The 25,719-nt window shown below is 71.2% G+C and carries 19 protein-coding genes; 3 read left to right on the forward strand and 16 right to left on the reverse strand.

Annotation, left to right across the window (positions count from 1 at the left end):
• The 6 genes from ABT288_RS42305 to ABT288_RS42330 all read right to left on the reverse strand — a co-directional run.
• On the reverse strand, positions 1-2,588 hold a 2,588-nt coding region (locus ABT288_RS42305), incomplete at its 3' end, for a DUF4011 domain-containing protein (protein WP_351620048.1).
• A 160-nt stretch (positions 2,589-2,748) separates the two neighbouring features.
• Positions 2,749-3,588 (reverse strand): carbohydrate ABC transporter permease, encoded by an 840-nt coding sequence (locus ABT288_RS42310; protein ID WP_351620085.1) that lies wholly within the window; start codon positions 3,586-3,588, stop codon positions 2,749-2,751.
• A gap of 8 nt (positions 3,589-3,596) precedes the next feature.
• Positions 3,597-4,949, reverse strand: coding sequence for an ABC transporter permease subunit (locus ABT288_RS42315; RefSeq protein ID WP_351620051.1), 1,353 nt, complete (start codon positions 4,947-4,949; stop codon positions 3,597-3,599).
• Between the two features lie 12 nt (positions 4,950-4,961).
• Positions 4,962-6,287: an ABC transporter substrate-binding protein gene (locus tag ABT288_RS42320; RefSeq protein WP_351620088.1), complete on the reverse strand. Its 1,326-nt coding sequence runs from the start codon at positions 6,285-6,287 to the stop codon at positions 4,962-4,964.
• 28 nt (positions 6,288-6,315) lie between these two features.
• The gene (locus tag ABT288_RS42325; protein WP_351620054.1) at positions 6,316-7,926 is read right to left on the reverse strand and encodes a glycoside hydrolase family 13 protein; all 1,611 of its coding nucleotides are present in this window, start codon (positions 7,924-7,926) and stop codon (positions 6,316-6,318) included.
• A 135-nt stretch (positions 7,927-8,061) separates the two neighbouring features.
• Complete coding sequence (locus ABT288_RS42330) at positions 8,062-9,333, reverse strand: ABC transporter substrate-binding protein (RefSeq protein ID WP_351620056.1); 1,272 nt, start codon at positions 9,331-9,333, stop codon at positions 8,062-8,064.
• Positions 9,334-9,463: 130 nt separating this feature from the next.
• Here ABT288_RS42330 and ABT288_RS42335 point away from each other — a divergent pair, with 130 nt between their 5' ends.
• Genes ABT288_RS42335 through ABT288_RS42345 form a run of 3 tightly spaced genes read left to right on the forward strand, consistent with a single transcriptional unit; the run spans position 9,464 to position 13,022 of the window.
• Positions 9,464-9,970 (forward strand): PadR family transcriptional regulator, encoded by a 507-nt coding sequence (locus ABT288_RS42335; protein ID WP_351620058.1) that lies wholly within the window; start codon positions 9,464-9,466, stop codon positions 9,968-9,970.
• A complete protein-coding gene (locus ABT288_RS42340; RefSeq protein WP_351620060.1) occupies positions 9,967-10,719 on the forward strand; it encodes an ABC transporter ATP-binding protein in 753 nt (250 codons plus the stop codon). The genes ABT288_RS42335 and ABT288_RS42340 overlap by 4 nt, the downstream gene beginning before the upstream one ends.
• Before the next feature lie 2 nt (positions 10,720-10,721).
• Positions 10,722-13,022, forward strand: a complete 2,301-nt coding sequence (locus ABT288_RS42345; RefSeq protein WP_351620063.1) for an ABC transporter permease — start codon at positions 10,722-10,724, stop codon at positions 13,020-13,022.
• Between the two features lie 126 nt (positions 13,023-13,148).
• Here the strand turns inward: ABT288_RS42345 and pgi are convergent, their stop codons facing one another.
• The 10 genes from pgi to ABT288_RS42395 form a co-directional block, all read right to left on the reverse strand.
• Entirely contained in the window at positions 13,149-14,801 is a 1,653-nt protein-coding gene (pgi, locus tag ABT288_RS42350; RefSeq protein ID WP_351620066.1) for a glucose-6-phosphate isomerase, read from the reverse strand.
• A gap of 52 nt (positions 14,802-14,853) precedes the next feature.
• Positions 14,854-16,047, reverse strand: coding sequence for an MFS transporter (locus ABT288_RS42355; protein ID WP_351620091.1), 1,194 nt, complete (start codon positions 16,045-16,047; stop codon positions 14,854-14,856).
• Between the two features lie 197 nt (positions 16,048-16,244).
• The gene (locus ABT288_RS42360; RefSeq protein WP_003976875.1) at positions 16,245-16,580 is read right to left on the reverse strand and encodes an RNA polymerase-binding protein RbpA; all 336 of its coding nucleotides are present in this window, start codon (positions 16,578-16,580) and stop codon (positions 16,245-16,247) included.
• A 231-nt stretch (positions 16,581-16,811) separates the two neighbouring features.
• Positions 16,812-17,048: a preprotein translocase subunit SecG gene (gene secG, locus ABT288_RS42365; protein WP_351620069.1), complete on the reverse strand. Its 237-nt coding sequence runs from the start codon at positions 17,046-17,048 to the stop codon at positions 16,812-16,814.
• Between the two features lie 108 nt (positions 17,049-17,156).
• Positions 17,157-17,933, reverse strand: a complete 777-nt coding sequence (gene tpiA, locus ABT288_RS42370; RefSeq protein ID WP_351620072.1) for a triose-phosphate isomerase — start codon at positions 17,931-17,933, stop codon at positions 17,157-17,159.
• A gap of 6 nt (positions 17,934-17,939) precedes the next feature.
• Positions 17,940-19,151: a phosphoglycerate kinase gene (locus tag ABT288_RS42375; RefSeq protein WP_351620075.1), complete on the reverse strand. Its 1,212-nt coding sequence runs from the start codon at positions 19,149-19,151 to the stop codon at positions 17,940-17,942.
• A 144-nt stretch (positions 19,152-19,295) separates the two neighbouring features.
• Complete coding sequence (gap, locus tag ABT288_RS42380) at positions 19,296-20,303, reverse strand: type I glyceraldehyde-3-phosphate dehydrogenase (protein WP_191877421.1); 1,008 nt, start codon at positions 20,301-20,303, stop codon at positions 19,296-19,298.
• A gap of 342 nt (positions 20,304-20,645) precedes the next feature.
• Positions 20,646-23,609 (reverse strand): M14 family metallopeptidase, encoded by a 2,964-nt coding sequence (locus tag ABT288_RS42385; RefSeq protein WP_351620079.1) that lies wholly within the window; start codon positions 23,607-23,609, stop codon positions 20,646-20,648.
• A 172-nt stretch (positions 23,610-23,781) separates the two neighbouring features.
• Positions 23,782-24,771 (reverse strand): DNA-binding protein WhiA, encoded by a 990-nt coding sequence (gene whiA / locus ABT288_RS42390; protein ID WP_030583311.1) that lies wholly within the window; start codon positions 24,769-24,771, stop codon positions 23,782-23,784.
• On the reverse strand, positions 24,762-25,719 hold a 958-nt coding region (locus ABT288_RS42395; protein WP_351620082.1), incomplete at its 5' end, for a gluconeogenesis factor YvcK family protein. The genes ABT288_RS42395 and whiA, both read right to left, overlap by 10 nt.

Genomic DNA, 25,719 nt, shown 5'->3' on the forward strand with positions numbered 1-25,719 from the left:
CCGCGCTCGGCCGCGCCCGCGACCAGGCCGTCCGCCCCGTGCCGGGCGAGGACGGCGAGCCCGTCGAGGTGGGCGCGCCACACCTCGGGGCCCTCCGGGTCGGCGAGCAGGGTGTGGATGGCCTGCTCGGCCTGGTCCAGGGGGCCGAGCAGGGAGGGCGACAGCCGGGTACGGCGGGCCGTGTCGAAGAGATCGAGCAGGTCCGTCACGGCACGGTTGAAGCGCTCGGCCCGGGTCTCGGCGGCCGCGCACCAGGCGCCGAGCGACCTGCGGACGTGCTCGGCGAGCAGGGCGGGGAGCCGGTCGGGTTCGGCCTGGTCGGCCAGCCGGTCGGCGAGCAGGTCGCGGCGCTGGGCGTCCCGGCCGAGCGTCTCGACGCGGTCGGCCGTCGCCAGGGCCCGGTCCAGCTCCTCGCACGCGTCCGGGGTGTGCGGCGTGTACCTGCCGAGCAGGGCGGTGTGCGCCCCGGTCAGGCGCGTCACCTCGGCGGCGGCCTGCTGCCAGGCCAGCGCCTGCTCCAGCCGGCCGGCCAGCGCCTTGTCCCAGGTGCCGGTCCTGGTCAGGCCGGCCACTCGCTGACGATCCTCCTTGTACTGTGCCGAGAAGCGGGACATGAGTCCGCGGTGCTGCTCGGCGAAGCGGCGCACCAGGGCGGGCAGGTCGGTGGCGGTCAGGACCTGTTCGCCGAAGACGTCCTCGGCCGCCTGTCGGGCCACGGCCTGCGCGTCGAGGGCCGTACGCAGGTCCCGGGCCGCCGCGTGGGCCCGGCGCAGGGTGTCGGTGTCGAACCAGCCGCGCAGCGGGCGGTGGCCGGCCGTCGTCAGGTCGGCCAGCTCGCACAGGGCGAACGCGGTCTCGGCGCGCTCGGGCTTCGGCATGCCGAGCAGGTCGGCGAGCTGGGCGACCTGAGTGGTGACGTCCTCCGGCAGGCCGCCGTCCTCCTGCTGCGCCGGACGGCCGGTGAGCCCGGCCCGCAGGCCGCGCACGAGCTGCTGGACCTCACGCACCGAACGGGGCTCGTCCTGGGTGGCGGCGAAGGGGCGGCGTCCGGCCGCCGTCAGCAGGGCGCCGAGGGCGTCGGCGGCCTCGGCGACCACCTGGTGCTCGGAGCCGCCGGCCAGCCCCCGCCAGGGGAAGGACTCGCCCTCGGCGGCGGGGCGCCAGGCTCGGGCGACGGTCTGCGCGGCGGCGGCGAGTTCCTGCAGGCCGCCGGCGGTCAGGGTGCGGACGACCTTGGCGTTCTCCGCGCCCAGCGGCAGGCCGGGGGTGTCGGACTGCTCCAGCAGCACCAGGCGGCCGAGGACGTCGTGCAGACTGCGCCCCAGGGGTTCGCGGGTCTCGTTCATGGCGGCGGCGTACGCGGACAGGTCCGTGCGCAGCTTCCGGGCGCGCGCCAGCTCGTGCTCGGCGGCTCCGGTGACCCGGGCCTCGGTGGTGAGCACCCGGGCGAGTTCGGTGGCCACCGCCTTCTTGCTCGTGTCACCGCTGTGCAGTGCCATGACGAAGTCACCGAGCCCGACCCCGCGCAGCCGGTTGCGTACGACGTCGAGGGCGGCGGCCTTCTCGCTGACGAACAGCACGCTGCGGCCGGCGTGCATGAGTGCGGCGATCAGGTTGGTGATGGTCTGGCTCTTGCCGGTGCCGGGCGGGCCGCTCATGACGAAGGACCGGTCGTCGAGGGCCGCGGCGATGCACTGCCGCTGCGAGGCGTCGGCGTCGAGGACGAGCGGGGTCTGCTCGGGCAGCTGGACGTCGTCGATGCGGTCCGCGTCGGGGGGTTCGAAGTCGGTCAGGTCGTCGGGCAGGCCGGCCTCGGGCCCGAGGGCGACGGCCCGCACCAGCGGATGGGCGAGGATCCGTTCCTCGTTCTGCTGGAGGTCCTGGTACATCGCCTCTCGGTGGGAGGCGAACAGCCCGAGGACCACGCGCTCCTCGACCGCCCACCCCTGCAGCCCGGCCGCGACCGAGCGGGCCGCCGCGAGGACGCCGGGCAGATCGGCGGCATCGGTCGCGGTGACGGGTGTCCAGTCGACGCCGAGCCGGTCCAGTCTCACCGCGAGCGCGGGGTTGTGGATGCGCTCCTGGTCCTCCGCCGGGTGCAGGCGGTAGCGGCGGTTGCCGTCCCTGCGCAGTTCGACGGGTACCAGGAGCAGGGGCGCGGCGCTGCTCTCGTGGGCGTCGGCCTCCCGCCAGTCGAGCATGCCGACGCCCAGCCAGAGCACCCACAGGCCGTAGTCGTTGTACATCTGGCCGGACTTCTGGCGCAGTTGGTACAGCGAGGAGTCCAGCGCCGCCTGGGTGGTCTTCTGGGTGACGAGTCCCGGGCGGTGCTGCCGGCCGGTGCTCCCCTCCGCCGTGTCGCCGGCCTTCTCCAGGCCCACGCCCGGCGCCTTCTGCGGGAGCGGCGCGAACTCCCATCCCCTGGCCAGGTCCGCGAGCACCGCCTCGGCGCCGGGTGAGCCGACCTCCAGCGTGGCCGTTCTGGTATGACGGAAGTTCAGCAGCCGGTTGCGCCCGCCCATGTCCAGCAGAGAGTTCCGCCATCCGTCGAGGACGGTCTTCATCATGGTCTGGGGCTGCTGGGCCATGCCGTGGATACCTCCTGAGCGGGCGCAGGGGTGACCACCCTCCCCGGCCCCCTGGAGGTATCTCCCTATCAGCTCACGCCATCCGACACGCCTGTTGATCGCCCGATGGTATGAATTTGTTGTGCAGCGGGCGTGCGGATGAGGTGTGGTTCCGCCGCGCTCACTTGACCGAGCCCGCCATGACGCCCTGGACGAAGTGCCGCTGGAAGGCGAAGAACACCACCACCGGCACGATCAGGGACAGGAACGCCCCCGGGGCGAGGACGTCGATGTTGCTGCCGAACTGCCGGATCTGGGACTGGAGTTCAACAGTCAGCGGCTGCGAGGAGCTGTCGGCGAACAGCAACGCCACCAGCATGTCGTTCCAGACCCACAGGAACTGGAAGATCGCGAGGGAGGCGATCGCCGGGCGCCCCACCGGCAGGACCAGCCGGGTGAAGATGCGCCACTCGCTGCCTCCGTCCATCCGGGCCGCCTCCAGCATCTCCTTCGGCATCTCCGCGAAGTAGTTGCGGAGCAGGAACACGGCGAAGGGGAGGCCGTAGGCCACATGGAAGAGGACGACTCCGGGGATCGTGCCGAACAGGCCCAGCGCGCCGAAGAGTTTGGCCACCGGCAGCAGTCCGATCTGCACCGGCACCACCAACAGGGCCACCACCAGCAGGAAGAGGGGCTCCCGCAGCGGGAAGTCCAGCCAGGCGAAGGCGTATCCGGCGAGGGCGGCGATGACCACGACGAGGGTCGTGGCCGGCACCGAGATCAGGACCGTGTTCCAGAAGGCCTGCGTCATGCCGGAGTTCTTCAGCAGGGCCGAGTAGTTGTCGAAGGACAGCTGGCCGGGGCTGGTGAGCGCCGTCCACCAGCCGCCCTTCGCGGTGTCCTGCGCCGAGCGCAGGGAGGACACGAAGAGGCCCGCGAGCGGGGTCAGCCAGACCAGGCCGATCACCACCAGGAAGGCCTGCACCACGCCGTTGCCCAGGCCGCGCCTGATCGCGTTCATCGCCGAGTTCATCGCTGGCTCCTTCGGAAGCGGCGGACGTTGAAGACCATCGCCGGGATCACCAGGAGCAGGAGCAGCACGCCCAGCGCGCTGCCGAGGCCCTGGTTGTTGCCGCCGCCGAAGGACACGAGCCACATCTGGGTGGCGAGCACCGTGGCGTCCTCCTGCACCGGCCCGGGCGCGATGATGTAGACGAGGTCGAAGACCTTCATCACGTTGATGACGAGGGTCACGAAGACGACCGTCAGCACGGGGGCCAGCAGCGGGACGGTGATCCGGCGGAAGATCTGCCACTCGTTCGCGCCGTCCATCCGGGCCGCCTCCAGCGCGTCCCGGGGCAGGGTCGACAGGCCCGCGCCGATCAGCACCATCGCGAAGCCGGTCCAGATCCACAGGTACGCGCCGATGATCGCCGGGGTGACCAGCGTCGGGCCGAGCCAGGAGACGCCCTGGTAGGGCGGGGCGAAGTTGGACGCGGGCAGTTCCACCGTGTACGAGCCCGCGCGCAGCCCGGCGAAGCGGAAGGAGCCGTCGGCCGCGGTGGTCGTGCTCGCGACCGTGTGCCCGTCGCGCACCGCCTGGACCCGCATGCCGGGCAGGCCGCTCTCCTTCGGGTCGACCTGGCCCTGCCTGCCGCCCCCGCCGGGGGTGAAGTCCAGGTAGACGACACCGCGCAGCTCGCCGGGCGCGGCCTTGCGAGAGGCCGCCGCGGCAGCGGGCTCGGCTCCCTTCGGCAGGTCCTTGGGCAGCACCCCGACCATCGGGAGCGTCACCGTGTGGCCGGCGGCGGCGGTCGTGCGGTAGGAGCCGTCGCGGTCCTGGGTCAGCAGGCCCGCGCGGCCGCGCGCCGTCGGGTACGACGACGTGCCCTGGAAGGCGTCGTGGACGGAGACGGCGGCCGCGTTCAGCACGCCCTTGTTCGGGTCCTGGTCGTAGGCGAGCCGGAAGATGATGCCGGCGGCCAGGAAGGACACGGCCATAGGCATGAAGAGCAGGAGCTTGAAGGCGGTGGCCCAGCGGACCTTCTCCACCAGGACGGCCAGGATCAGGCCCAGACCCGTGAGCAGGGACGGGGCCACCACCACCCAGATGGCGGTGTTGCGGATGGCCTTCAGGGTCGCCGGGTCGCGGAACATCTCGGCGTAGTTGTCGCCGCCGACGAACCGGGTGCCGGAGGCGTCGAAGAAGCTGCGGCCGACGGAGAACAGCACCGGGTAGACGACGAGCGCGCCGAGCAGCAGCAGCGCGGGGAAGACGAAGAGCAGGGCGATCAGCCGGGCGCGCCGCCGGCTGCGGCGCCCGCGCGCCTCGCCGGCGGCCCGCGGGCCCGCCTGCTGTTTCACAAGAGTGGTGGCGGTCATGATCGCTGCCGGTCAGCCCTGGTAGGCCTGGGCGGCTGCGGACTCCAGCTTCGCCGCGGTGCCCTTCGGGTCCGACGGGTCGCGCAGGAAGTCCTGGAGCAGCTTCCACTCGCCGGCGCCCTTGGTGCCGCCGAAGGCCGCCGGGGCCTGGTCGGACATGTCGAAGCGGACCGAGTCGCCCGCGTCGATCAGGGACTTGGCGGTGGCGCGGGTGACGTCGTCGGCGTAGGAGGCGAGGTCGAGCTTCTCGTTCGGGGACAGGAAGCCGCCCGCCTTCGCCCATACGGCCGCGGCCTCGGGGCTCGCCAGGTACTCCAGGAGCTTCATGCCGGCCTTGGTGTTCTTGCCGTCCTTCAGCACGACGGCCGCGTCACCGCCGCTGACGACGGGTGCCGTGCCGCCGTCGACCGCCGGGAACGGGAAGAAGTTCGCGTCCTTGCCGATGGTCTTGCCGAACTGGTCGTGCGCGACGCCGGCGACGAAGTCGCCCTCGTAGACCATGCCGGCCTCGGGCTTGGGCCCGAACACCTTCTCCACCGAGCTCGGGAAGTCGGTGTTCAGGGCCTCCTTCTGGCCGCCGGCGACGAGCTGCTTGTCCTTGAACAGCTTGCCGAGGGTGGTGAGCGCCTTGACGACGGACGCGTCGGTCCACTTCAGCTTGTGCGCGGCGAGGGCGTCGTACTTCTCGGGTCCGGCCTGGGAGAGGTAGATGTTCTCGAACCAGTCGGTGAGGGTCCAGCCGTCCTCACCGGCGACGGCGAAGGCGGCGAGCCCGGAGTCGGAGACGGTGTGCCCGGCCTTCAGCAGCTCGTCGTACGTCTTCGGCGGCTTGACCCCGGCCTGGGTGAGCGCGGCGGGGCTGTACCAGACGGTCGACTTGTGGGCGGCCTTGAAGTACAGGCCGTACAGGGTGCCGTCGACGCTGCCGTACTTCTTCCACACGGGTGCGTAGTCGGCGGTGACCGTCTGCTGGGCGGTCGGGGACAGCGGCGTGAGCCAGCCCTTCTTGGCGAACTGCTGCAGGACGCCGACCTGCGGGACCATCACGACGTCGGGCGCGTTGCCGCCCTCGATCTTGCTGCCGACGACGGTGGAGACGTTGTCGCCGGTGGAGATGAACTGCGTCTTGGCGCCGGTCTTCGCGGTGAACGCGTCCAGGACCTTCTGGAAGTTCTTCTGCTCGCTGCCGGTCCAGACGCCGGCCACGGTGACGGTCTGGCCGCTGAGCGCCTTGTCGCCGCCGCCGGCCGAGACGGGGCCGCCGCCGCAGGCGGTCGCGCCGAGGGCGAGGGTGAGGGCGGTACAGCCGGTGAGCAGGGTGGTACGGCGTCGCATCATCATCGATGTCCCTTCAAGAGGTGGTTGATCACAGGTCGCTGAGCCACCAGGCGGCCGTGGCGCCGGGCAGGACGCCCGCCGGACAGGGGCCGCTGGAGAGCAGGGGGGTACCGGAGACGGGGGCGGGCGCGGGGGCCGTACCGAAGTTGACGGCGCACACCAGGCCGTCGCCGCGGGTGAAGGCGAGGACGCCGGGCGGGGTGTCCAGCCAGTGCAGCGTGCCCTCGCCCAACTGGGGGAGCTGCGCGCGGAGTTGGAGGCCGTCGCGGTACAGGTGCCAGAAGGAGCGGGTGTCGGCGAGGGCGCGGTCGGTGGCGTACTCGGCGAAGTAGTCCGGCTGGGGCAGCCAGGGCTTCACACCCTCGACGCCGGAGGTGAAGCCGAACGGCGAGGCCTGACCGGACCAGGGCAGCGGCACCCGGCAGCCGTCACGGATGCGGGCGCGGCTTCCGGTGCGACGGAATATGGGGTCGGTCAGGACGTCGTCGGGCAGGTCGACGACCTCGGGCAGGCCCAGTTCCTCGCCCTGGTAGATGTACGCGGCTCCGGGCAGCGCCAGCATCAGCAGCGCGGCGGCGCGGGCGCGGGCGGCGCCGAGGCCGCTGCCCTCGGGGGCGGGTTCGCCGTAGCGGGTGACCGTGCGGACCTGGTCGTGGTTGTTGAGGACCCAGGTGACCGTGGAGCCGGTGCCGGCGATGTCCTGCATGGCCTCGGTGATGACCTTGCGGAAGGCGTCGGCGTCCCAGGGCGCGCCGAGCAGGTCGAAGAAGAAGGCCTGGTGGAGTTCGTCGGGGCGGACGTACAGGGCGTGTTCGCGGGCCGTGGGGACGGAGACCTCGCCGACGAGGAGGCGTTCGCGGCCGTCGCGTGCGGTGTACTCCTCGCAGGTCGCGCGCCACTGCCGCCACACCGCGTGCACCTCGGGCTGGTTCCAGGCGAGCGGGTTGACCGAGTCGCGGGTGCGGGCGTCGGCCTCGGGGTCGTCGGAGTCGGGCAGTTCGGGGTGCTTGTAGAGGCCGGCGGCGACATCGATGCGGAAGCCGTCGACGCCCCGGTCCAGCCAGAAGCGCAGGACGCGGTCGAACTCGGCGGCGACCCCGGGGGTGCGCCAGTTCCAGTCCGGCTGCTCGGGCGTGAACATGTGCAGGTACCACTGGCCGTCGCCGACCCTGGTCCAGGCGGGGCCGCCGAACATGGCGTGCCAGTTGTTGGGCGGCTCGCCGCCGTCCGGGCCGCGGCCGTCGGCGAAGTGGAAGCGGGCGCGGGCCGGGCTGCCGGGCGCGCTGTCCAGCGCCTCGCGGAACCACGGGTGCTCGCTGGAGCAGTGGTTGGGGACGATGTCGAGGAGCACCTTGATGCCGAGCCGGTGCGCGGCGGCCATCAGCCGGTCGAACTCGGCGAGGTCGCCGAAGAGCGGGTCGACCCCGCAGTAGTCGGCCACGTCGTAGCCGTGGTCGTGCTGCGGCGAGGGGTAGAACGGGCTCAGCCAGATCCCGTCGACGCCCAGCTTCTTCAGGTACGGCAGCCCGGCCCGGACGCCGGCCAGATCGCCGACGCCGTCGCCGGTGCTGTCGAGGAAGCTGCGGACGTAGACCTGGTAGATCACCGCGTCACGCCACCAGTGGTACTTACTCAGCATGCATGCATGTTAGGTAGGCGTGTCGTGAGGGTGTCAACGAAAAGAACGGAAGCTACCGGTGAGTTGAGGGCGTAAAACCGGACTTAGCGGGGCATCACGCACCGAGATGAAATCTGCGCGTTACTTAACAAGTAACTATCGGCGGGCGATCGCGTCGAGCTCGTACGCGAGCCGGCGCACGGCCTGCTCGGGCGTCTGGCGCCCGCTGAGCGCGTCCTGCATCACGGCCTGCACCACCAGGCTGACCTGGTCGTAGTGCGGGCTCTTGGGGCGCGGCCGGGCGGTGAGCACGGCGGTGCGCAGGGTCGGCAGATAGGGGAACCGCCGTACGAGTCCGGGGTCCTCGTAGAGCGCGGCGCGCACGGGAGGCAGCGCGCCCCGGGTGAGCACCTGGCGCTGGACGGGTGCACTGGTGAGATAGGCGATCAGCCGGGCGGCCGAATCGGGGTGCCGGGCATGGGAGTTGACGGCGAGGTCGGAGCCGCCGAGCACACTGGTCCCCGGCCCGTCGGGTCCGGGCAGCGGCACGGCGCCGATCTTCCCGGCGACCCTGGAGCCCCTGGCGGAGGCGACGGCGTAGGCGTAGGGCCAGTTGCGCAGGAAGAGCAGTCTGCCGTCCTGGAAGGCCTGCTTGGACTCCTCCTCCTTGTACGTCAGCGCCGCCTTCGGTATCCAGCCCTCGCGGACGCCGCGGGCGAGGAAGCCGATGCCCTGGCGGGCGGCGGCGGAGTCGACGGTGACCCGGGTGCCCTCGCCGCCGAGGATCGTGCCGCCCGCCGAGTAGACGGCCTCGGCCGCGTTCACGGTCAGACCCTCATAGGGCAGGAACTGGCCCGCGTAACCGCCGAGTCCGTACTTCGGCGCGATGGTCTTCGCGTCATGCTCCAGCTCGGCCCAGGTGCGCGGCGGCGGCACGCCCTCCTTGGCGAGGATGTCCTTGCGGTACAGGAGAAGTCCGGCATTCGTGACGTACGGGACGGCGTACAGCCGGCCGTCGTAGGTGGCCGTGTCCACGACCGGCGGCAGGAAGCTCTTCAGCGGGAAGCGGTCCGACGGCAACGGGCGGATCCAGCCGGCCGCGGCGAACTCCGAGGTCCAGTTGACGTCGATGTTGAGGACGTCGAACCGGCCCCGGTCGCCGCCGCGCAGGTCGGTGGTCATCTGCGCATGGGTCTCGTCGGCGGAGTCGGGCAGCTCGACGAGGGTGACCTTCTCGCCGGGGTGGGTGCGGTTCCAGCCCTGGAGCAGCGGGGCGAGATAACCGGTGAGGTCGCCGGCGGTGGCCAGGGTGAGCGGGCCGCGGCCGTCGCCCGCGTCCTCGTCGGCGTGCGCGCCGGAGGCGACGTACCCGGTGAGGATCACGGCCAGAACCAGGAGGCCCCTACCGGCGGCGCGTATCCACCGCATAGGTTCCTCCCTGAACACGTACACACGGCTCCGGGCACCCTCGCCCGGGAGTCAGAGGCCATGTATACCTGTTAGGTATGGGCGATACTAGGGCCTGGAGCACATTACGCAGACTAGGAGGAGAGCACGAGTGCGCCTGCCCCTCCTGGCACTGCTCGCCCGCGGCCCGGCCCACGGCTACGAGCTGAAGCAGGACCTTGAGCAACTGCTGGGCTCCGCGTACCCTCAGCCGAACGTCGGCCAGATCTACGTCACCCTCGGCCGCCTCGAGAAGTCGGGACTGATCGAGGGCGAGGACGTCGAGCAGTCCAGCCGGCCCAACAAGAAGGTCTACCACCTCACCGATGCCGGGCGGGAGGCGCTGCACGCCTGGTTCGAGGAGACCGAGGACGAGGCGCGGGTACGGGACGAGTTCTTCATGAAGCTCGCCCTGGCCCCGCAGACCGGTCTCGCCGACCAGATCGCCCTCATCAACAGGCAGCGGCGCCAGTACCTGAACACCATGCGCAACCTGTCGAAGCTGGCCGCGGCCGAGAACCGGGACAACCGCATCGCCCTGCTGCTCATCGAGGGCGCGATGCTGCATCTGCAGGCCGATCTCGACTGGCTGGAGCGGTGCCAGGAGGAACTGGAATGAGTGAGGACCGGGTTCCGGTGCTCCGGGCCGAGGGGCTGGTGAAGACCCACCACGGCGAGGGCGCCCCCGCGCACGCCGTCCGCGGGGTCGACCTGAGTGTGGGCCGGGGCGAGTTCGTGGCGATCACCGGCCCGTCCGGGGCCGGGAAGTCCACCCTGCTGCATCTGCTCGGCGGGCTCCAGCGGCCGGACGAGGGCAGCATCTGGCTGGACGGCCGGTGCACGGACTCCTTCAGCGAGGCGCGCTGGGCGGTGGAGCGCCGCAAGGCCATCGGGATCGTGTTCCAGTTCTTCAACCTGGTGTCCAACCTGTCGGTCGCCGACAACGTCGAACTGCCCGCCCTGCTCGCCGGCGTCCCGCCGAAGAAGGCCCGCGCCGAGCGTGAGGAGCTGCTGGCCGAGCTGGGGCTCACCGGCAAGGAGCGCAGCATGCCGGGCGAGCTGTCCGGCGGCGAGCAGCAGCGGGTCGCGCTCGCCCGGGCCCTGGTCAACCATCCCCCGCTGCTGCTGGCCGACGAACCAGCCGGCAGCCTGGACAGCAGGGGCACGCGCGAGGTCATGCGGCTGCTGTCCCGCTTCCACGGACGCGGCCAGACGATCGTGCTGGTCACGCATGACGCCCGGCTGGCGAGCGCCGCCGACCGCGTGATCAGCTTCTTCGACGGCCGCATAGCCGACGACGCCGCCCTGGGCGGCACCCCGCCGCGCGGGAAGCCGGGGATCTCGGGCGTGCTGGAGCTGAGGGACTGACGGTGCTGGATCTCCGGGACGTACGAGCCACCCTGCGATGGGCGCACTCCGATCTGCGCACCCACCGTGGCGAGGCGCTGTTCCTCGTGCTGGCCACCGCCGGGATCGTCGTCTCGCTGCTGCTGGCCACCGCCCTGTTCGGGTACGCGACCAACCCCTGGCAGCGCGTCTTCACACAGGCCCGCGGGGCGCATGTGTGGATCCACACCGTGCCGTCGGCCGACGCCCGCGGGCTGGCCCGGCTGGACGGTGTCGACTCCGTGGCCGGCCCCTACCGCACCGAGTCCGCCACCGTCGCCGTACGCGGCACCCGCGCCTCCGTGGAGCTGCGTGGCACCCCGCAGCTGCCCTCCGTCGGCCGGCCGCTGCTGACCGCCGGGCACTGGCTGGATCCGGCCGAACCGGACGGCGTGGTGCTGGAGAGCAGCCTGGCCCGGGCGCTGCTGGCCGAGCCCGGGGACACCCTCACCCTGCCCGGTACCGCCCGCGCCCTGACCGTCGAGGGCATCGCGGACAGTGCCGAACCCCGCTACAGCCCGGGCGAGCAGCCGGGCCTGGTGTGGGCCCTGCCGTCCGCCGTACGCGCTCCCGGCGGCCAGGTGATCGGACTGCGCCTCGCCGACCCGGGCGACACGGACTACGCGGTGCAGCGAGCCGTCACCGTCCTGGGCGCGGGCGCGGTCGGCGACGTCTCCACCTGGCAGCAGGCGCGCGCCGCGGCCCAGGGCGACAACCGGCTGCTGGGCCAGGTGCTCGGCCTGTTCGGTCTGGGCGCCCTGATCGCCGCCGGGTTCGCCGTGCACGGAGCGATCGCCACCCGCATCCGGGGGCATCTGCGGGACATCTCGGTGCTGAAGGCGATCGGCTTCACACCCGGCCAGGTCGTCCGGATCTTCCTGCTGCAGCACCTCGCGTACGCGCTGCTCGGCTCGGTGGCCGCCGCGGGGCTCACCGAGGCCCTGGGCCGGAGGATCCCCGGCCGGCTCGGCGACGCCGTGGGCCTGTGGCAGGGGCTGCCCGGGCACACCGTGGCGCTGTTCCTGGTACCCGTGGGGGCGGTGCTGTTCATCGGTCTGACCACGGGGCTCGCGGCCTGGCGGGCCGGGCGGGTGCCGCCGGTTCCGGTGCCGCGCCCGGCCGCTGCGGCCGGCGGGCGGCTGACCGGACTGGCCCGGCGGGCGCTCGGGCTGCGGCTGCCGGCCGCGCTCGTCCTCGGCTGCCACAAGGCGTTCGCGGGGCGTGGCCGGTCGCTTGCCACCGTGGCCCGGCTGACGCTGCCGCTGCTGCTGATCGTGGTGGCGCTCAGCGCCTGGACCACGATCGACCGTTTCCACAACAGCCCGGACCGCATGGGTCTGCCGACGTCCCTGTCGGTCCGCTCCGACGGTGCCATGGACACGTCCGCGGTACGGGCCCTGCTCACCGGCGATCACCGGGTCACCGCCGCCTATCCCGGGGTCGAGGTCGCCGCGCTGGTCCCCGGCCAGACCGGCACCATCGCGCTGCGCGGCGTCGGCACCCGCGCCGAGCCCTATCCCTACGCCCTCGCCGAGGGCCGGGCCGCACACGGATCCGACGAGGCGGTGGCCGGCCAGGGCCTGCTGGACCTGCTGCACGCCCGCGTCGGTGACTGGGTGCGCATGACGGTGGGCGACCGGCCGCAGATCCTGCACATCGTGGGCCGCAGCATCGAACCGCAGAACGCCGGCCGGGTCGTGACCACCTCACTGGACACCCTCCGGGAGAACGACCCCGGGCTGACCCCCGCCTTCTACGAGCTGCGGCTGCGCCCCGGCACCGACCCGCAGCGCGTGGCCACCGCACTGGCCCGGGCCGGCCGCGGCCACCTCGACGTGCACACGGTGACGAACCCGGCCGACGGTCTGTCCCCGCTGCGCGCGGTCGTCGCCGGGCTGATCGCCGTACTGGCCCTGATCGGGCTGGTCGAGCTGGGCACCGCCATCGGGGGCAGCGTCCGCGAGAGCGAGCGGGACGTGCTGGCACTGAGGGCGATCGGCATGTCGCCGCGGCAGATCACCGCGATCACCGTCACGGCGACGAGCTGTACGGCCCTGGCCGCGGCGATCGCCGCCACGGCGCTGGGGCTGCCGCTGGGCCGCCGGCTGATCGACGCCCAGGGCAGCTCCAGCGGTATCGGCGCCGGCATCGCCCAGTCCCCCTCACCCGGGCTGCTGCTCGCGCTGGGCGCCGCCGCCGTGCTCGGGGCGGCCGCGCTGGCGGCGCTGCCCGCGGCTCGCGCGGCACGCAGCCGCCTCGCGGACACCCTGAGCGCGGTGGCCTGACCGGGCCCCCGGGGGAACTCAACGCCCATAGGTGCGGGGCTGTTGTACGGCCTCCGGGGTGTGCCCGGTGCCGGGTGGGCGGTCGGCCCGATGCCGTGGCTCCGTCCGGCTCCGGCGTACGCCCCGTCAGCTACGGCCGCGCAGCTCCCGGTACTTGGCGACGAGTGTCTTCGTCGACGCGTCGAGGCCCTCGACCTCGGCGCCCTCGGTCAGTGCCGGCTCGACCCGCTTGGCCAGCACCTTGCCCAGCTCGACGCCCCACTGGTCGAAGGAGTCGATGTGCCACACCGCGCCCTGCACGAAGACCTTGTGTTCGTAGAGCGCGACCAGCTGGCCGAGGACGGAGGGGGTCAGTTCCTTCGCCAGGATGGTCGTCGTCGGCCGGTTGCCCTGGAAGGTCTTGTGCGCCACCAGCTCCTCCGGCACGCCCTCCCCGCGGACCTCCTCGGCACTCTTGCCGAAGGCCAGCGCCTGGGTCTGGGCGAAGAAGTTGGCCATCAGCAGGTCGTGCTGCGCCTTGAGTTCACCGCTCAGCTCGCCCACCGGCTCGGCGAAGCCGATGAAGTCCGCAGGGATGAGCTTGGTGCCCTGGTGGATCAACTGGTAGTAGGCGTGCTGCCCGTTGGTGCCCGGGGTGCCCCAGACGACCGGGCCGGTCTGCCACTCGACCTGCCGGCCGTCCCGCGCCACGTACTTGCCGTTGGACTCCATGTCCAGCTGCTGGAGGTAGGCGGTGAACCTCGACAGGTAGTGGCTGTACGGCAGCACCACGTGCGACTGGGCGTCGTGGAAGTTGCCGTACCAGATGCCCAGCAGGCCCAGCAGCAACGGGGCGTTGGCCTCGGCGGGCGCGGTGCGGAAGTGGTCGTCGACCAGCCGGAAGCCGTCGAGCATCTCCCGGAACCGGTCGGGGCCGATCGCGATCATCAGGGACAGGCCGATCGCGGAGTCGTACGAGTACCGACCGCCGACCCAGTCCCAGAACTCGAACATGTTGTCCGCGTCGATGCCGAACCCGGTCACCTTCTCGGCGTTCGTGGACAGCGCCACGAAGTGCCGGGCGACCGCCGACTCGTCACCGAGCGCGTCCACCAGCCACTTCCTGGCCGACGTCGCGTTGCTGATCGTCTCGATGGTGGTGAAGGTCTTGGAGGCGATGATGAACAGCGTCTCGGCCGGGTCCAGGTCCCGCGTGGCCTCGTGCAGGTCGGCGCCGTCCACGTTGGAGACGAAGCGGACGGTCAGGGCCCGGTCGGTGAAGCTGCGCAGCACCTCGTAGGCCATCGCGGGGCCCAGGTCGGAGCCGCCGATGCCGATGTTGACGACGTTCCTGATGCGCCGGCCGGTGTGGCCGGTCCAGGCGCCGGAGCGGACGCGGTCGGCGAAGTCGCTCATCCTGTCGAGAACGGCGTGCACCTTCGGGACGACGTTCTCCCCGTCGACCTCGATCACCGCGTCCCGCGGGGCGCGCAGCGCGGTGTGCAGCACGGCCCGGTTCTCGGTGACGTTGATCTTCTCGCCGCGGAACATGGCGTCCCTGAGCGCGAACACGTCCGTGGCGGCGGCCAGCTCGCGCAGCAGCCGCAGGGTCTCGTCGGTGACCAGGTGCTTCGAGTAGTCGAGGTACAGATCGCCGACCTGGAGCGTGTACCCCTCACCGCGCCCCGGATCGGCGGCGAACAGCTCCCTGAGATGGGTGTCGGCCAGCTCCTCCCGGTGCTTGGCGAGAGCGGTCCATTCGGGCCTCTGGTTGAGCCTGGTACGGCCGTCTGCGTTCATTTCCGACTTCCGCCTTCTTTCGTGCCTGTCCCAGCTGTTCCAACCTAATTGATCACTGCACGGCAGGAGCCGTCGTGGCTCCGTCGTGCGGCGCAACAACAGGTACGTCCGGCTTACGGGCGGGTATCAGCGCGGTGACGGCAAGGGCGAAGAGGACCGCGGCGAGCAGGGCCGGACCGTTCAGTCCGTACGTCCGGGCCGCCACTCCGCCGAGGAGCGCGCCGAGCGGAGCGCCGGACGTCGAGGAGGTGCGGAACGCGGAGGCGATACGGCCCACCATCGCCTCGGGGCTGCGCTGCTGCATCAGGGTGACCTGGTTGACGTTCCAGACCATGTTCATGGCGCCGAGCAGCAGCATGCCGGTGATGAGCGCGGCCAGGTGCCGGACGGAGCCGATGAGCAGCAGTGACGACGTCTGGACGCTGCCGGCGAGCAGCAGGGCCCGCACCCGGCCGGTGCGGCGCGCGAGGCGCTGCGCGACGAATCCGCCCGTGATGCTGCCCACCGAGAAAGCCGTCATCGCGGCCGCGTAACCGGCGTCGCCCGCGTCGAGCCAGCGCGTCACGTGCAGCGCGAGGGTGGCGATCAGGGCGCCCATGCCGATGTTGCACAGCAGCGTGGCCACGCAGATCGCGCGCAGGGCCCGGTCCCCCCACAGGGCGCGCAGCCCCGCGCCGATCTCCGTGCGCAGGGTGCTGCCCGCCGGGCGTGTCTCGCGCTCCGGCGGACGTATCCGCAGGGACGCCACCAGGGCGGCGGCCGCCAGGAAGGTGCTCGCGTCGGCCGCGAACGGCACGAACGCGCCCGCCGTCAGCAGCAGCGGCACCAGCGGAGCGGCCAGCAGACCGCCGGCGATCTGCTGACCGGTCATCAGCCGGGCGTTGGCGCCGCCCAGGGCCTCGCGGTCCACGAGCGCGGGCAGCAGGGCCGTGGAAGCGTTGTCGAACAGCGTCTGGAGCGTGGTCAGCGCGAAGGCGAGGGCGAGCAGCAGCGGAATCGAGGCGTGGCCCAGTCCCACGGCGACGGCGAACGCGACCACCAGCAGGCCGCGGACCGTGTCCACGGCCCACATCGCCCGCCGTTGGTCGACCCGGTCGGCCACGGCCCCGCCGAGCAGCCCGAACAGCAGCCACGGCACGTACCCACAGGCCGTCACCGAGGCGATGACCAGGGGTTCGTCGCTGAGCCGCACCGCGAGCAGGGGCAGCGCGGAGTTCCGCAACGCGTCCCCGAACCGGGAGACCACGGCGGCCGTCCACAGCCGCCCGAATCCCCCGCGCCACGCGGGCGCACTCCCGCGCCCTTCCCCGGCCCTCGCCACAGCTCCCCCTCACCATGCGTCCATGGACACAACGTAACGGGAGGCACTGACAATCGACCGGCCGCAGGCGGGCACAGACGGTTCCGGCCAGGCACCTCAAGGCGCCCGGCCGGTGTCAAGTGCTAGATCTCGCCCCGCAGTTTGGCGAGCGCCTCGGCGAGGATCGCCTCGCCGTCCGCGTCGCTGCGCCGCTCCCGTACGTACGCGAGGTGCGTCTTGTACGGCTCGGTGCGCGGCGGGTCCGGCGGGTTGTCCCGGTCCTGACCGGCCGGGAAGCCGCAACGCGGGCAGTCCCAGGTCTCGGGCACCTGCGCGTCGCTGGCGAAGCTGGGCTGCGTCTCGTGCCCGTTGGAGCACCAGAAGGAGATGCGCAGACGCGGCGCGGACTCGCCGCGCTCGGCCTCGCCCATCGGCCCCGCCCCGACCCGGCTTCCTCGGATCGCGTTGCCACTTGCCACGGTCGTAACTCCCTGCGTGATGGTGCCGCGAAACGAGTCGGCGTTCCGCTTCGCTGCGAGCGCCTCAGTCTACGTAAGGCCCAACGCGCGTCCAGTGATTGGAGTTACAAGGGCCCCGCTCCTAGACGCAAGCCCCATGATAGGCCGCACCCAGGAGCGCGTACCGAACATGGGGCCTTACGTACCGAATATGCGTGATGTGTGTGCTGCGCGGTGTGCCGGCAGTTCGTGTCAGCTGGTCGTCTTCATCACGATGCCGAGGACGATGATGCACGCGAACCACAGCAGGCCGACCACGATCGTGATCCGGTCCAGGTTGCGCTCGGCGACCGAGGAGCCGCCGACGGAGGACTGCATGCCGCCACCGAACATGTCGGAGAGGCCGCCGCCCTTCCCCTTGTGCATCAGCACCAGCAGCATCAGCAGCAGGCTGAAGACGATCAGGGCGATCGAGAACCCCAAAACCACGGCTGGACCAACTTCCTCGGATTCGGATGGACGACGGGGGCACAGCACCTCGGCCGTGCCCCCGCAAGAGTACGACGTATCGCCGCTACCGCCTACTCACAGCATGCGTCACTGATCGCGGAAACGCACGATCTTGACGAACTCGTCGGCGTCCAGCGAGGCGCCGCCGACCAGGGCGCCGTCGATGTCGGCCTGCGCCATGATCTCGGCGACGTTCCCCGCCTTCACGGAGCCGCCGTACTGGATGCGGACCTTGTCGGCCACGTCCTGCGAGTACAGCTCGGCGAGCTTGGCGCGGATGGCGGCGCAGACCTCCTGGGCGTCCTCGGCGCCGCAGACCTTGCCGGTGCCGATGGCCCACACGGGCTCGTAGGCGATCACGATGGTCTCGGCCTGCTCGGCCGTGAGGTCCTTCAGACCGCCCTCGACCTGGGCGAGGGTGTGGGTGACGTGGTTGCCCGCCTCGCGGACGTCCAGCTCCTCGCCGACGCACAGGATCGGGGTCAGGCCGTGCCGGTAGGCGGCCTTGACCTTGGCGTTCACGAGCTCGTCGGTCTCGTTGTGGTACTGGCGGCGCTCGGAGTGGCCGATGGCCACGTACGTGCACTTCAGCTTGGCCAGCATCGGGCCGGAGATCTCGCCGGTGTAGGCGCCGGAGTCGTGCGCCGAGAGGTCCTGGGCGCCGTACTTGATCTTGAGCTTGTCGCCGTCGACCAGGGTCTGCACGGAGCGCAGGTCGGTGAAGGGCGGCAGGACGGCGACCTCGACGGCCTCGTAGTCCTTGTCGGCCAGGGCGAAGGCGAGCTTCTGGACGTGTGCGATGGCCTCGAGGTGGTTGAGGTTCATCTTCCAGTTGCCCGCCATCAGCGGCGTGCGAGTCGTCATGCGGGGTCAGTCCTCCAGTGCGGCGAGGCCGGGGAGCGTCTTGCCCTCGAGGTATTCGAGGGAGGCGCCGCCACCGGTCGAGATGTGGCCGAATGCGTTCTCGTCGAAGCCGAGCGTACGCACGGCCGCGGCGGAGTCACCGCCGCCGACGACGGTGAATCCGTCCGAGTCGAGGAGGGCCCGGGCCACCGCCGCGGTGCCCCCCGCGTAGTCGGGGTGCTCGAAGACGCCCATGGGACCGTTCCAGAAGACGGTCGCGGCGTCGGTGAGCTTCGAGGCGTAGAGCTCCCGGGTCTTCGGGCCGATGTCCAGGCCCTCCTGGTCGGCGGGGATCTTGTCCGCGTCGACCACGTCGTAGTCGGCCGGCGCCTTGGTCTTCAGGTCCGGGAACTCCCGGGCGACCAGGACGTCGACGGGGAGCACCAGCTCGACGCCCTGCTTCTCGGCGCGCTCCATGTACTCCGTGACGGCCGGGATCTGGTCCTCCTGCAGGAGGGAGATGCCGACCTCGTAGCCCTTGGCCTTGAGGAAGGTATAGGCCATGCCGCCGCCGATCAGCAGGCGGTCGGCCTTGCCGAGCAGCTGGTCGATGACGGCGAGCTTGTCGGAGACCTTGGCGCCGCCGAGCGCGACGACGTAGGGGCGCTTGACGTCCTCGGTGAGCTGCTTCAGGACCCCGACCTCGGTGGCGATGAGGTAGCCGGCGTAGTGCGGCAGCCTGGCCGGGAGGTCGTACACGGAGGCGTGCTTGCGGTGGACCGCGCCGAAGCCGTCGCCGACGTAGACGTCGGCCAGGGCGGCGAGCTGGTCGGCGAACGTGCCGCGCTCGGCGTCGTCCTTGCTGGTCTCGCCGGCGTTGAAGCGCAGGTTCTCCAGGACGGCGACCTGGCCGTCCATCAGGCCGGCGACCGTGTCCTGGGCGGAGCGGCCGACGGTGTCGGTCGCGAAGGCCACGGCGGAGCCGAGGAGTTCACCCAGGCGGGAGGCGGCCGGCGCGAGGGAGAAGGCCGGGTCGGGGGCGCCCTTGGGGCGGCCCAGGTGCGAGGCGACGACCACCTTGGCGCCCGCGTCCGCGAGGGCCTTGACGGTGGGCAGGACGGCGCGGATCCGGCCGTCGTCGGTGATGGTGCCGTTCTCGAGCGGCACGTTGAGGTCGGCGCGGACGAAGACCCGCTTGCCGCTCACGCCGGCGGCGAGAAGTTCGTCGATCGTCTTCATTGAGTGGACTCCAAAGGAGGGCTCGTGGTGCACCTGATCGTAAAAGGACGTGGTCCGTACGCGAGACAGGGCCCGGACAGCGCGGCGGTGCGCTGCCCGAGCCCTGCTCTCACTTCAAGGTCCTGCTGCTGCGATCTTCGGCGATCAGAGCTGGTTGCCGACGAAGACCGTGAGGTCCACGAGGCGGTTGGAGTAGCCCCACTCGTTGTCGTACCAGCCGATGACCTTCACGTTCTTGCCCTCCTGGACCATGGTCAGGGAGGAGTCGAAGGTGCAGGAGGCCGGGGCGTTGACGATGTCCGAGGAGACGATCGGGTCCTCGGTGTAGTCGAGCAGGCCCTTCAGCTCGCCCTCGGCGGCCTTCTGGAAGGCGGCGTTGACCTCTTCCTTGGTGACCTCGCGGCCGAGCTCCACGACCAGGTCGGTGACCGAGCCGGTCGGGACCGGGACGCGCATGGCGATGCCGTCCAGCTTGCCCTTGAGCTGCGGCAGGACCAGGGCGGTGGCCTTCGCGGCACCCGTGGTGGTCGGGATGATGTTCTCCGCGGCGGCACGGGCGCGGCGCAGGTCCTTGTGCGGGAAGTCCAGGATCCGCTGGTCGTTCGTGTACGCGTGCACCGTGGTCATCAGACCCTTGACGATGCCGAAGTTCTCGTCGAGGACCTTCGCCATCGGGGCCACACAGTTGGTGGTGCAGGAGGCGTTGGAGATGACGTGGTGGTTGGCCGCGTCGTACTTGTCCTGGTTGACGCCCATCACGATGGTGATGTCCTCGTCCTTGGCCGGAGCCGAGATGAGAACCTTCTTCGCGCCACCGGCGATGTGCTTCGCGGCGTCTTCCTTCTTGGTGAAGATGCCGGTCGACTCGATGACGATGTCGACGCCCAGCTCGCCCCAGGGGATGTCGGCCGGGTTGCGCTCGGAGAGCACCTTGATGGTGTGGCCGTCCACGGTGATGGTGTCGGCGGTGTGGGAGACCTCCTGCTTGAGGCGACCCAGGATCGTGTCGTACTTGAGCAGGTGAGCGGTGGTCGCGGTGTCACCCAGGTCGTTGACAGCCACAACCTCGATGTCCGCTCCCTGCTCCAGCAGCGCGCGGAAGTAGTTACGCCCGATGCGGCCGAAGCCGTTGATGCCTACGCGGATCGTCACGAACCGATCTCCTCGTTGGTACGCCGGCCATGCGGTGCCGGCGAGCTCTGTTTGGGATGTCCCCGACCACCACCGACCCTACCTCCCTGAGGGCCCCGGGGTGACATCGAGATGGCCCATACACGGGCAGGCGTTCCGTACCCGTCAGTAGGGTACGGAACATCCCGGAACGGCAGTGGATTCACTCGTATTTAGTACGGAATGCCGGGCGGTTTTTGTGCTCTCTTCACTCGTTCGTGAGCGGGTCGGCTCACTTGATCAGGACCGGTTCCGCGCACTGTTGAGAGGGCTCCCGCTCACCTGTCGGAACAAGGTGAGCGGGATCTGTCAACGTGGCGCCCCTCACCCGCCGAGCGCCGCGAACGCCTTCCGCACCAGGGCTGCCCGGTCGGCCGCCGACGACACCTGTTCCAGGCCGAAACCGAGCAGCACGGTGTCGTCCGTGGTCACCGCTCCGTATGTCTGGAACAGCGCCCCGGAGCGCGCCCAGTCCTTCCGGGCCGGCGGGCTGCCCGCGGGCGGTCCGGTCACGTGCCAGGCGCCCAGCGACGACTCGAATCCCTCGGTCTCCTTCACCGCTCCGCCGACGACGAGCGAGGCGTCGTCCGCGAGCACGCCGTGTCCGCCGGTGCCCGGGTCGGTGATGTAGCTGATCGAGACCTCGACGGACTTCCCGGCGTAGGCGCTCAGGTCGAAGGCGACCTGCCGCCAGCCGCCGGAGCTGCCGGTGAGGCTGTTCCACGATCCGGTCGTGCCGGTCGCGGTGCAGGCGTTGTTCGCGAGCGTCAGATAGTGCCTCAGCCACGGATGCTCGGCGATCAGGAACCCCTGCCCGCAGTCCGCCGGCACGGCCGTCCTCGTCGCGCCCCCGGCCTCCGGCAGCGTGGTCCAGTCGTCGGCACCCACGGTGTGCGCCTCGATCACCGCATGGTCGTAGCCCGGCTCGGTGTCCCACAACAGCCGGGTGCGCAGGGCCGGCTTGTCGGCGGCGGCGACACCGGTGAGATCGATGGTGCGGGTGAGACGCTTGTAGGCGTCGTCGGTGTGCACGGCGGCGGCCATGTACGAGCCGGAGTACGGCCCGTAGGGGCTCACCGCCCCGGCGAACCGGCCCGCGCCGGCGCTCTTGAACTGCGGATACGCGGACGCCGGGAGCTCGTCGGAGGTGACGCCGTAGGTACCGGCCTCATCCAGTGGATTGCCGGGCGCGTCGCCCAGGGCGCCGGAGTAGCCCTCCAGGGCGCCGGTGCCGGTGAAGCCGGTGGCTCCCTTGGTCGACGTACGGCTGTAGGCGCCCAGGTAGTACTGGCTGAAGTCGTCCGAGAGGGTGCCGCGTCCGAGGTCGACGCTGCCGCCGGCCAGCTCACCGGCCTCGATCAGCCGGCCGCCCTCGTTGAGGTAGGCGCGCAACTGGAGCTGGGTGGCGTTGCCGGGGCCGGCGGCGCCCGAGTAGTGCACGACCGTCCGGAAGTGCTTCAGCACGCCGAGCGCGTCCGGGGCACCCTGCGTGGCGACGTCCCACACGAGCGCCCGGTGCCCGGCCGCCTTCACCGCGTCCACGTACTTCTGCGCCTGCGCGGCGGCCGCGCCCTCCTCGGCGACGACGAGCGTGTCGGCCCTGGGGCGCTCGGCGACGGTGTACGTGAAGTGCGAGCTGGAGACCTTATTTCCGCTCTTCGTCTCGCCGCTGAACCACACCTCGACCCTGTCGCCCGGCTCGCCGCCCTGCACCCTGGCCCGGTACTCGTCGAAGTACAGGTCGTCGTGGCCGCCGTAGGTCCTGCCGCCCTTCCAGTGCCGCAGCGCCCGGTCGTGCGTACGGCCGCCGTTGACGCGGTACTTCAGCTCCTTGTCGTGGATCGCCTTGCGGACGACGACGGAGACCTCCTGGTCCGCGCCCCGTGCGTACGACGTGGGGAACGCGGCCGGGGTGAAGTCGGCGGTACTCAGCCCGACCGAGGAAGCCGGCAGGTCCGGGTGCACGGCGGTCTCGGCGACGGAGAGCGCGAACGGGATGTTCTTGGCGAACTCCTGCTGGATCAGCTTCTCGTCGTCGGGGAAGTTGAAGACGGACTGGCAGTCCTCGGGCTTCCAGGCGTCGTTCGGGTCGATCTGCGACGCGGTCTGGCAGGTCGACATCTCGGGGGTGAACATCGCGATGCCGTTGACGTTCGACGCGTGCCCGTCCGCCTCGCCGTTGGTGGTGTACAGCTCCGAGGAGACCTGCGAACGGTAGCCGGGGATGGCCGGGTTGTCCGGGGTGCCGGCGAGCGCCTTGTAGAGGACGTCGTCGGGGGTGGGGGTGGCGACCTGCCAGCCAACGCCGTAGAGGAGGAGTTCGGCGGCGGAGTGGTAGTTGATGGCATACCTGAACCCGACGCGCTTCTCGAAGCCGTCCAGCGCCTTGGTCTCGGGCTCGGACTCGGGGCTCGCGCCGCGGTAGGTCTCGCTGGTGGGGTCGGGGGACGAACCCTCGTCGTCGTAGCCCCACTTGTAGGGGAAGTTGCGGTTGAGGTCGACGCCGTCGCCCGTGCCGATGACACCGTCTCCGTTGACGTCCCGCAGGTTCTTGCGCCACAGGCGGGTCGTGGAGTTCTTGAACGTGTAGTCGTAGCCGTCGGGGTTGGCCGAGATGACGAACCACAGCTCGGTGGAGTCGACGATCCTCCGGATGCGCTGGTCGGACGTGTAGTGGTCCAGGTAGTAGTGCATCAGGCGCCGGGTCATCTCCGGTGTGATCCACTCGCGCGCGTGCTGGTTGGACAGGTACAGCACGGACGGCTTGGAGCCGTCCTTCGTCCTCCTGGCGCCGCTGGTCAGTTTGAGGGCGAGGATGTCCTGGCCGTCGACCGTCCTGCCGATGGACTCGACCTTGGTCAGGCCGGGGTTGGCCTGGGCGGTGCGGAGGATCTCCTCCTTGAGCCCGCCTTTGCCGCTGTACGGGCGGAACACGCCCTGGGACGCCTTCTCGATGCGCGCCTGAGCCCTGGCCGGGACGGTGTGCTCGGTGAGGTCGACGCCCTGTTCGCGGAGTTTCGCGGCCTGTTGACCGGTGAGGTAGACCTCGACCTCGGACTTCCCGGTCTTTCCGCCTCCGGTGACCTGCTCGGCGAGTTCGTCACCGTCCTGGCCGGCTTTGAGGAGCAGGGGTATCTGCTGCTTGGTGACGTCGGCGCGGAAGACCCTGACCGCGTCCGGGTCGGACTTCGCCGGGCTTGCGCTCTGAGCCTGGGCTATGGGTGCGAGGCTCGCTCCGCCGATCAGGAGCGCGCCGACAGCGAGGATCGATCTCGCTCTGTGTCTCATGAACCCCCCTAGCGGTGGTCCGCCACAGCGGCGAACAGGTTGCCAGGCTCATGTCAGTCGGAGATCGAGTCAAGAGCGCTTAACGGCCACGCAAATGAAGGTTCGCCGGGTACGCGAAGGCCGATGCCGAAACCCCAACTGGTCCTCGGCACCGGCCTGTTGGCCCGGCTGGTCAGCCGGCCAGGTTGTCCGCCAGCTCCTCGGAGAGGTTGGCCTCCGTGCCCGGGATGCCCAGGTCGGCGGCGCGCTTGTCGGCCATGGCCAGCAGGCGGCGGATACGGCCCGCGACCGCGTCCTTCGTCAGCGGCGGGTCGGCGAGCGCGCCCAGCTCCTCCAGCGAGGCCTGCTTGTGCTCCATGCGCAGGCGTCCGGCGGCGGCGAGATGCTCGGGGACCTCGTCGCCCAGGATCTCCAGGGCCCGCTGCACCCGCGCACCCGCGGCCACGGCGGCCCGGGCCGAACGCCGCAGGTTGGCGTCGTCGAAGTTGGCGAGCCGGTTGGCCGTGGCACGCACCTCGCGGCGCATCCGGCGCTCCTCCCAGGCCAGCACCGACTCGTGCGCGCCGAGCCGGGTCAGCAGCGCACCGATCGCGTCGCCGTCGCGGACGACCACCCGGTCCACGCCCCGCACCTCCCGGGCCTTCGCGGCGATCGACAGCCGGCGGGCGGCTCCGACCAGCGCGAGCGCGGCCTCCGGGCCCGGGCAGGTCACCTCCAGGGAGGAGGAGCGGCCGGGCTCGGTCAGCGAACCGTGCGCCAGGAAGGCCCCGCGCCAGGCCGCCTCGGCGTCACAGGTGGCCCCGGAGACCACCTGCGGGGGCAGCCCGCGGATCGGCCGACCCCGGCCGTCGACCAGGCCGGTCTGGCGGGCCAGCTGGTCACCGCCCGCGACGACCCGTACGACGTAGCGCGAGCCGCGGCGCAGCCCGCCGGGCGCCATCACGATCAGCTCGGAGCTGTGGCCGAAGATCTCCAGGATGTCCCGCTTGAGACGGCGGGCCGCCATCGCGGTGTCCAGCTCCGCCTCGATCACGATGCGCCCGCTCACCAGGTGAAGGCCGCCGGCGAACCGCAGAATGGCGGAGACCTCCGCCTTCCTGCAGCAGGTCCGGGTGACGGGGAGCCGGGAGATCTCGTCCTTCACCGCTGCCGTCATCGCCATGGGCCGATCCTTCCATGCATCCGAAAAATACGGTCGTACGCGGCGGCCAACAGCTCCGGGTCGTGCCGGGGTGTTCCGTCGGTCCGGGCCACCGGCGCCAGCTCGATCGCGGCTCCCAGCCGTTTGGCGGCCTCGGTGAGCGAGTCGCGGTCGGGCACGGCGGCCTCGTCGGCCAGCACCACGTCCAGGGCGAGTTTAGGGGCGTGTCGCCCCAAAACCTCCAAATGACGCTGCGGGGAGAAGCCCTCGGTTTCTCCCGGCTGCGGGGCGAGGTTCAGCGACAGCACCTTGCGCGCCTTGGTCTCGGTCAGGGCGTCCAGCAGCTCGGGGACGAGCAGGTGCGGGATCACCGAGGAGAACCAGGAGCCGGGACCGAGGACCACCCAGTCCGCGTCCAGCACCGCCGCCACGGCCTCGGGCACCGCCGGCGGGTCGTGCGGCACCAGGTGCACCGACTGGACCTCGCCGGGCGTGAGGGCGACGTTCGCCTGCCCGCGCACGGTGTCCACGTCCTCCGGGCACTCCGGGTCGTGCCCCTTGACCAGGGCCTGCAGCTCCAGCGGTACGGCGGACATGGGCAGCACCCGGCCGTGCGCGCCGAGCAGCTTGCCGACCAGGTCCAGGGCCTGGACATGGTCGCCGAGCTGCTCCCACAGGGCGACGATCAGCAGATTGCCGACCGCGTGCTCGTGCAGATCGCCCTTGGACTGGAAGCGGTGCTGGATGACCCGGGCCCAGGTCTGGCCCCACTCGTCGTCGCCGCACAGCGCGGCCAGCGCCTTGCGGAGGTCGCCGGGCGGCAGCACGCCCAGCTCGTCGCGCAGCCGGCCGCTGGAGCCGCCGTCGTCGGCCACGGTGACGACGGCGGTGAGGTCGCCGGTGATCCGGCGCAGCGCGGCGAGCGAGGCGGACAGGCCCATGCCGCCGCCGAGCGCGACCACCTTGGGC

Source organism: Streptomyces sp. NPDC001093 (assembly GCF_040298985.1).
Taxonomy (GTDB): Bacteria; Actinomycetota; Actinomycetes; order Streptomycetales; family Streptomycetaceae; genus Streptomyces.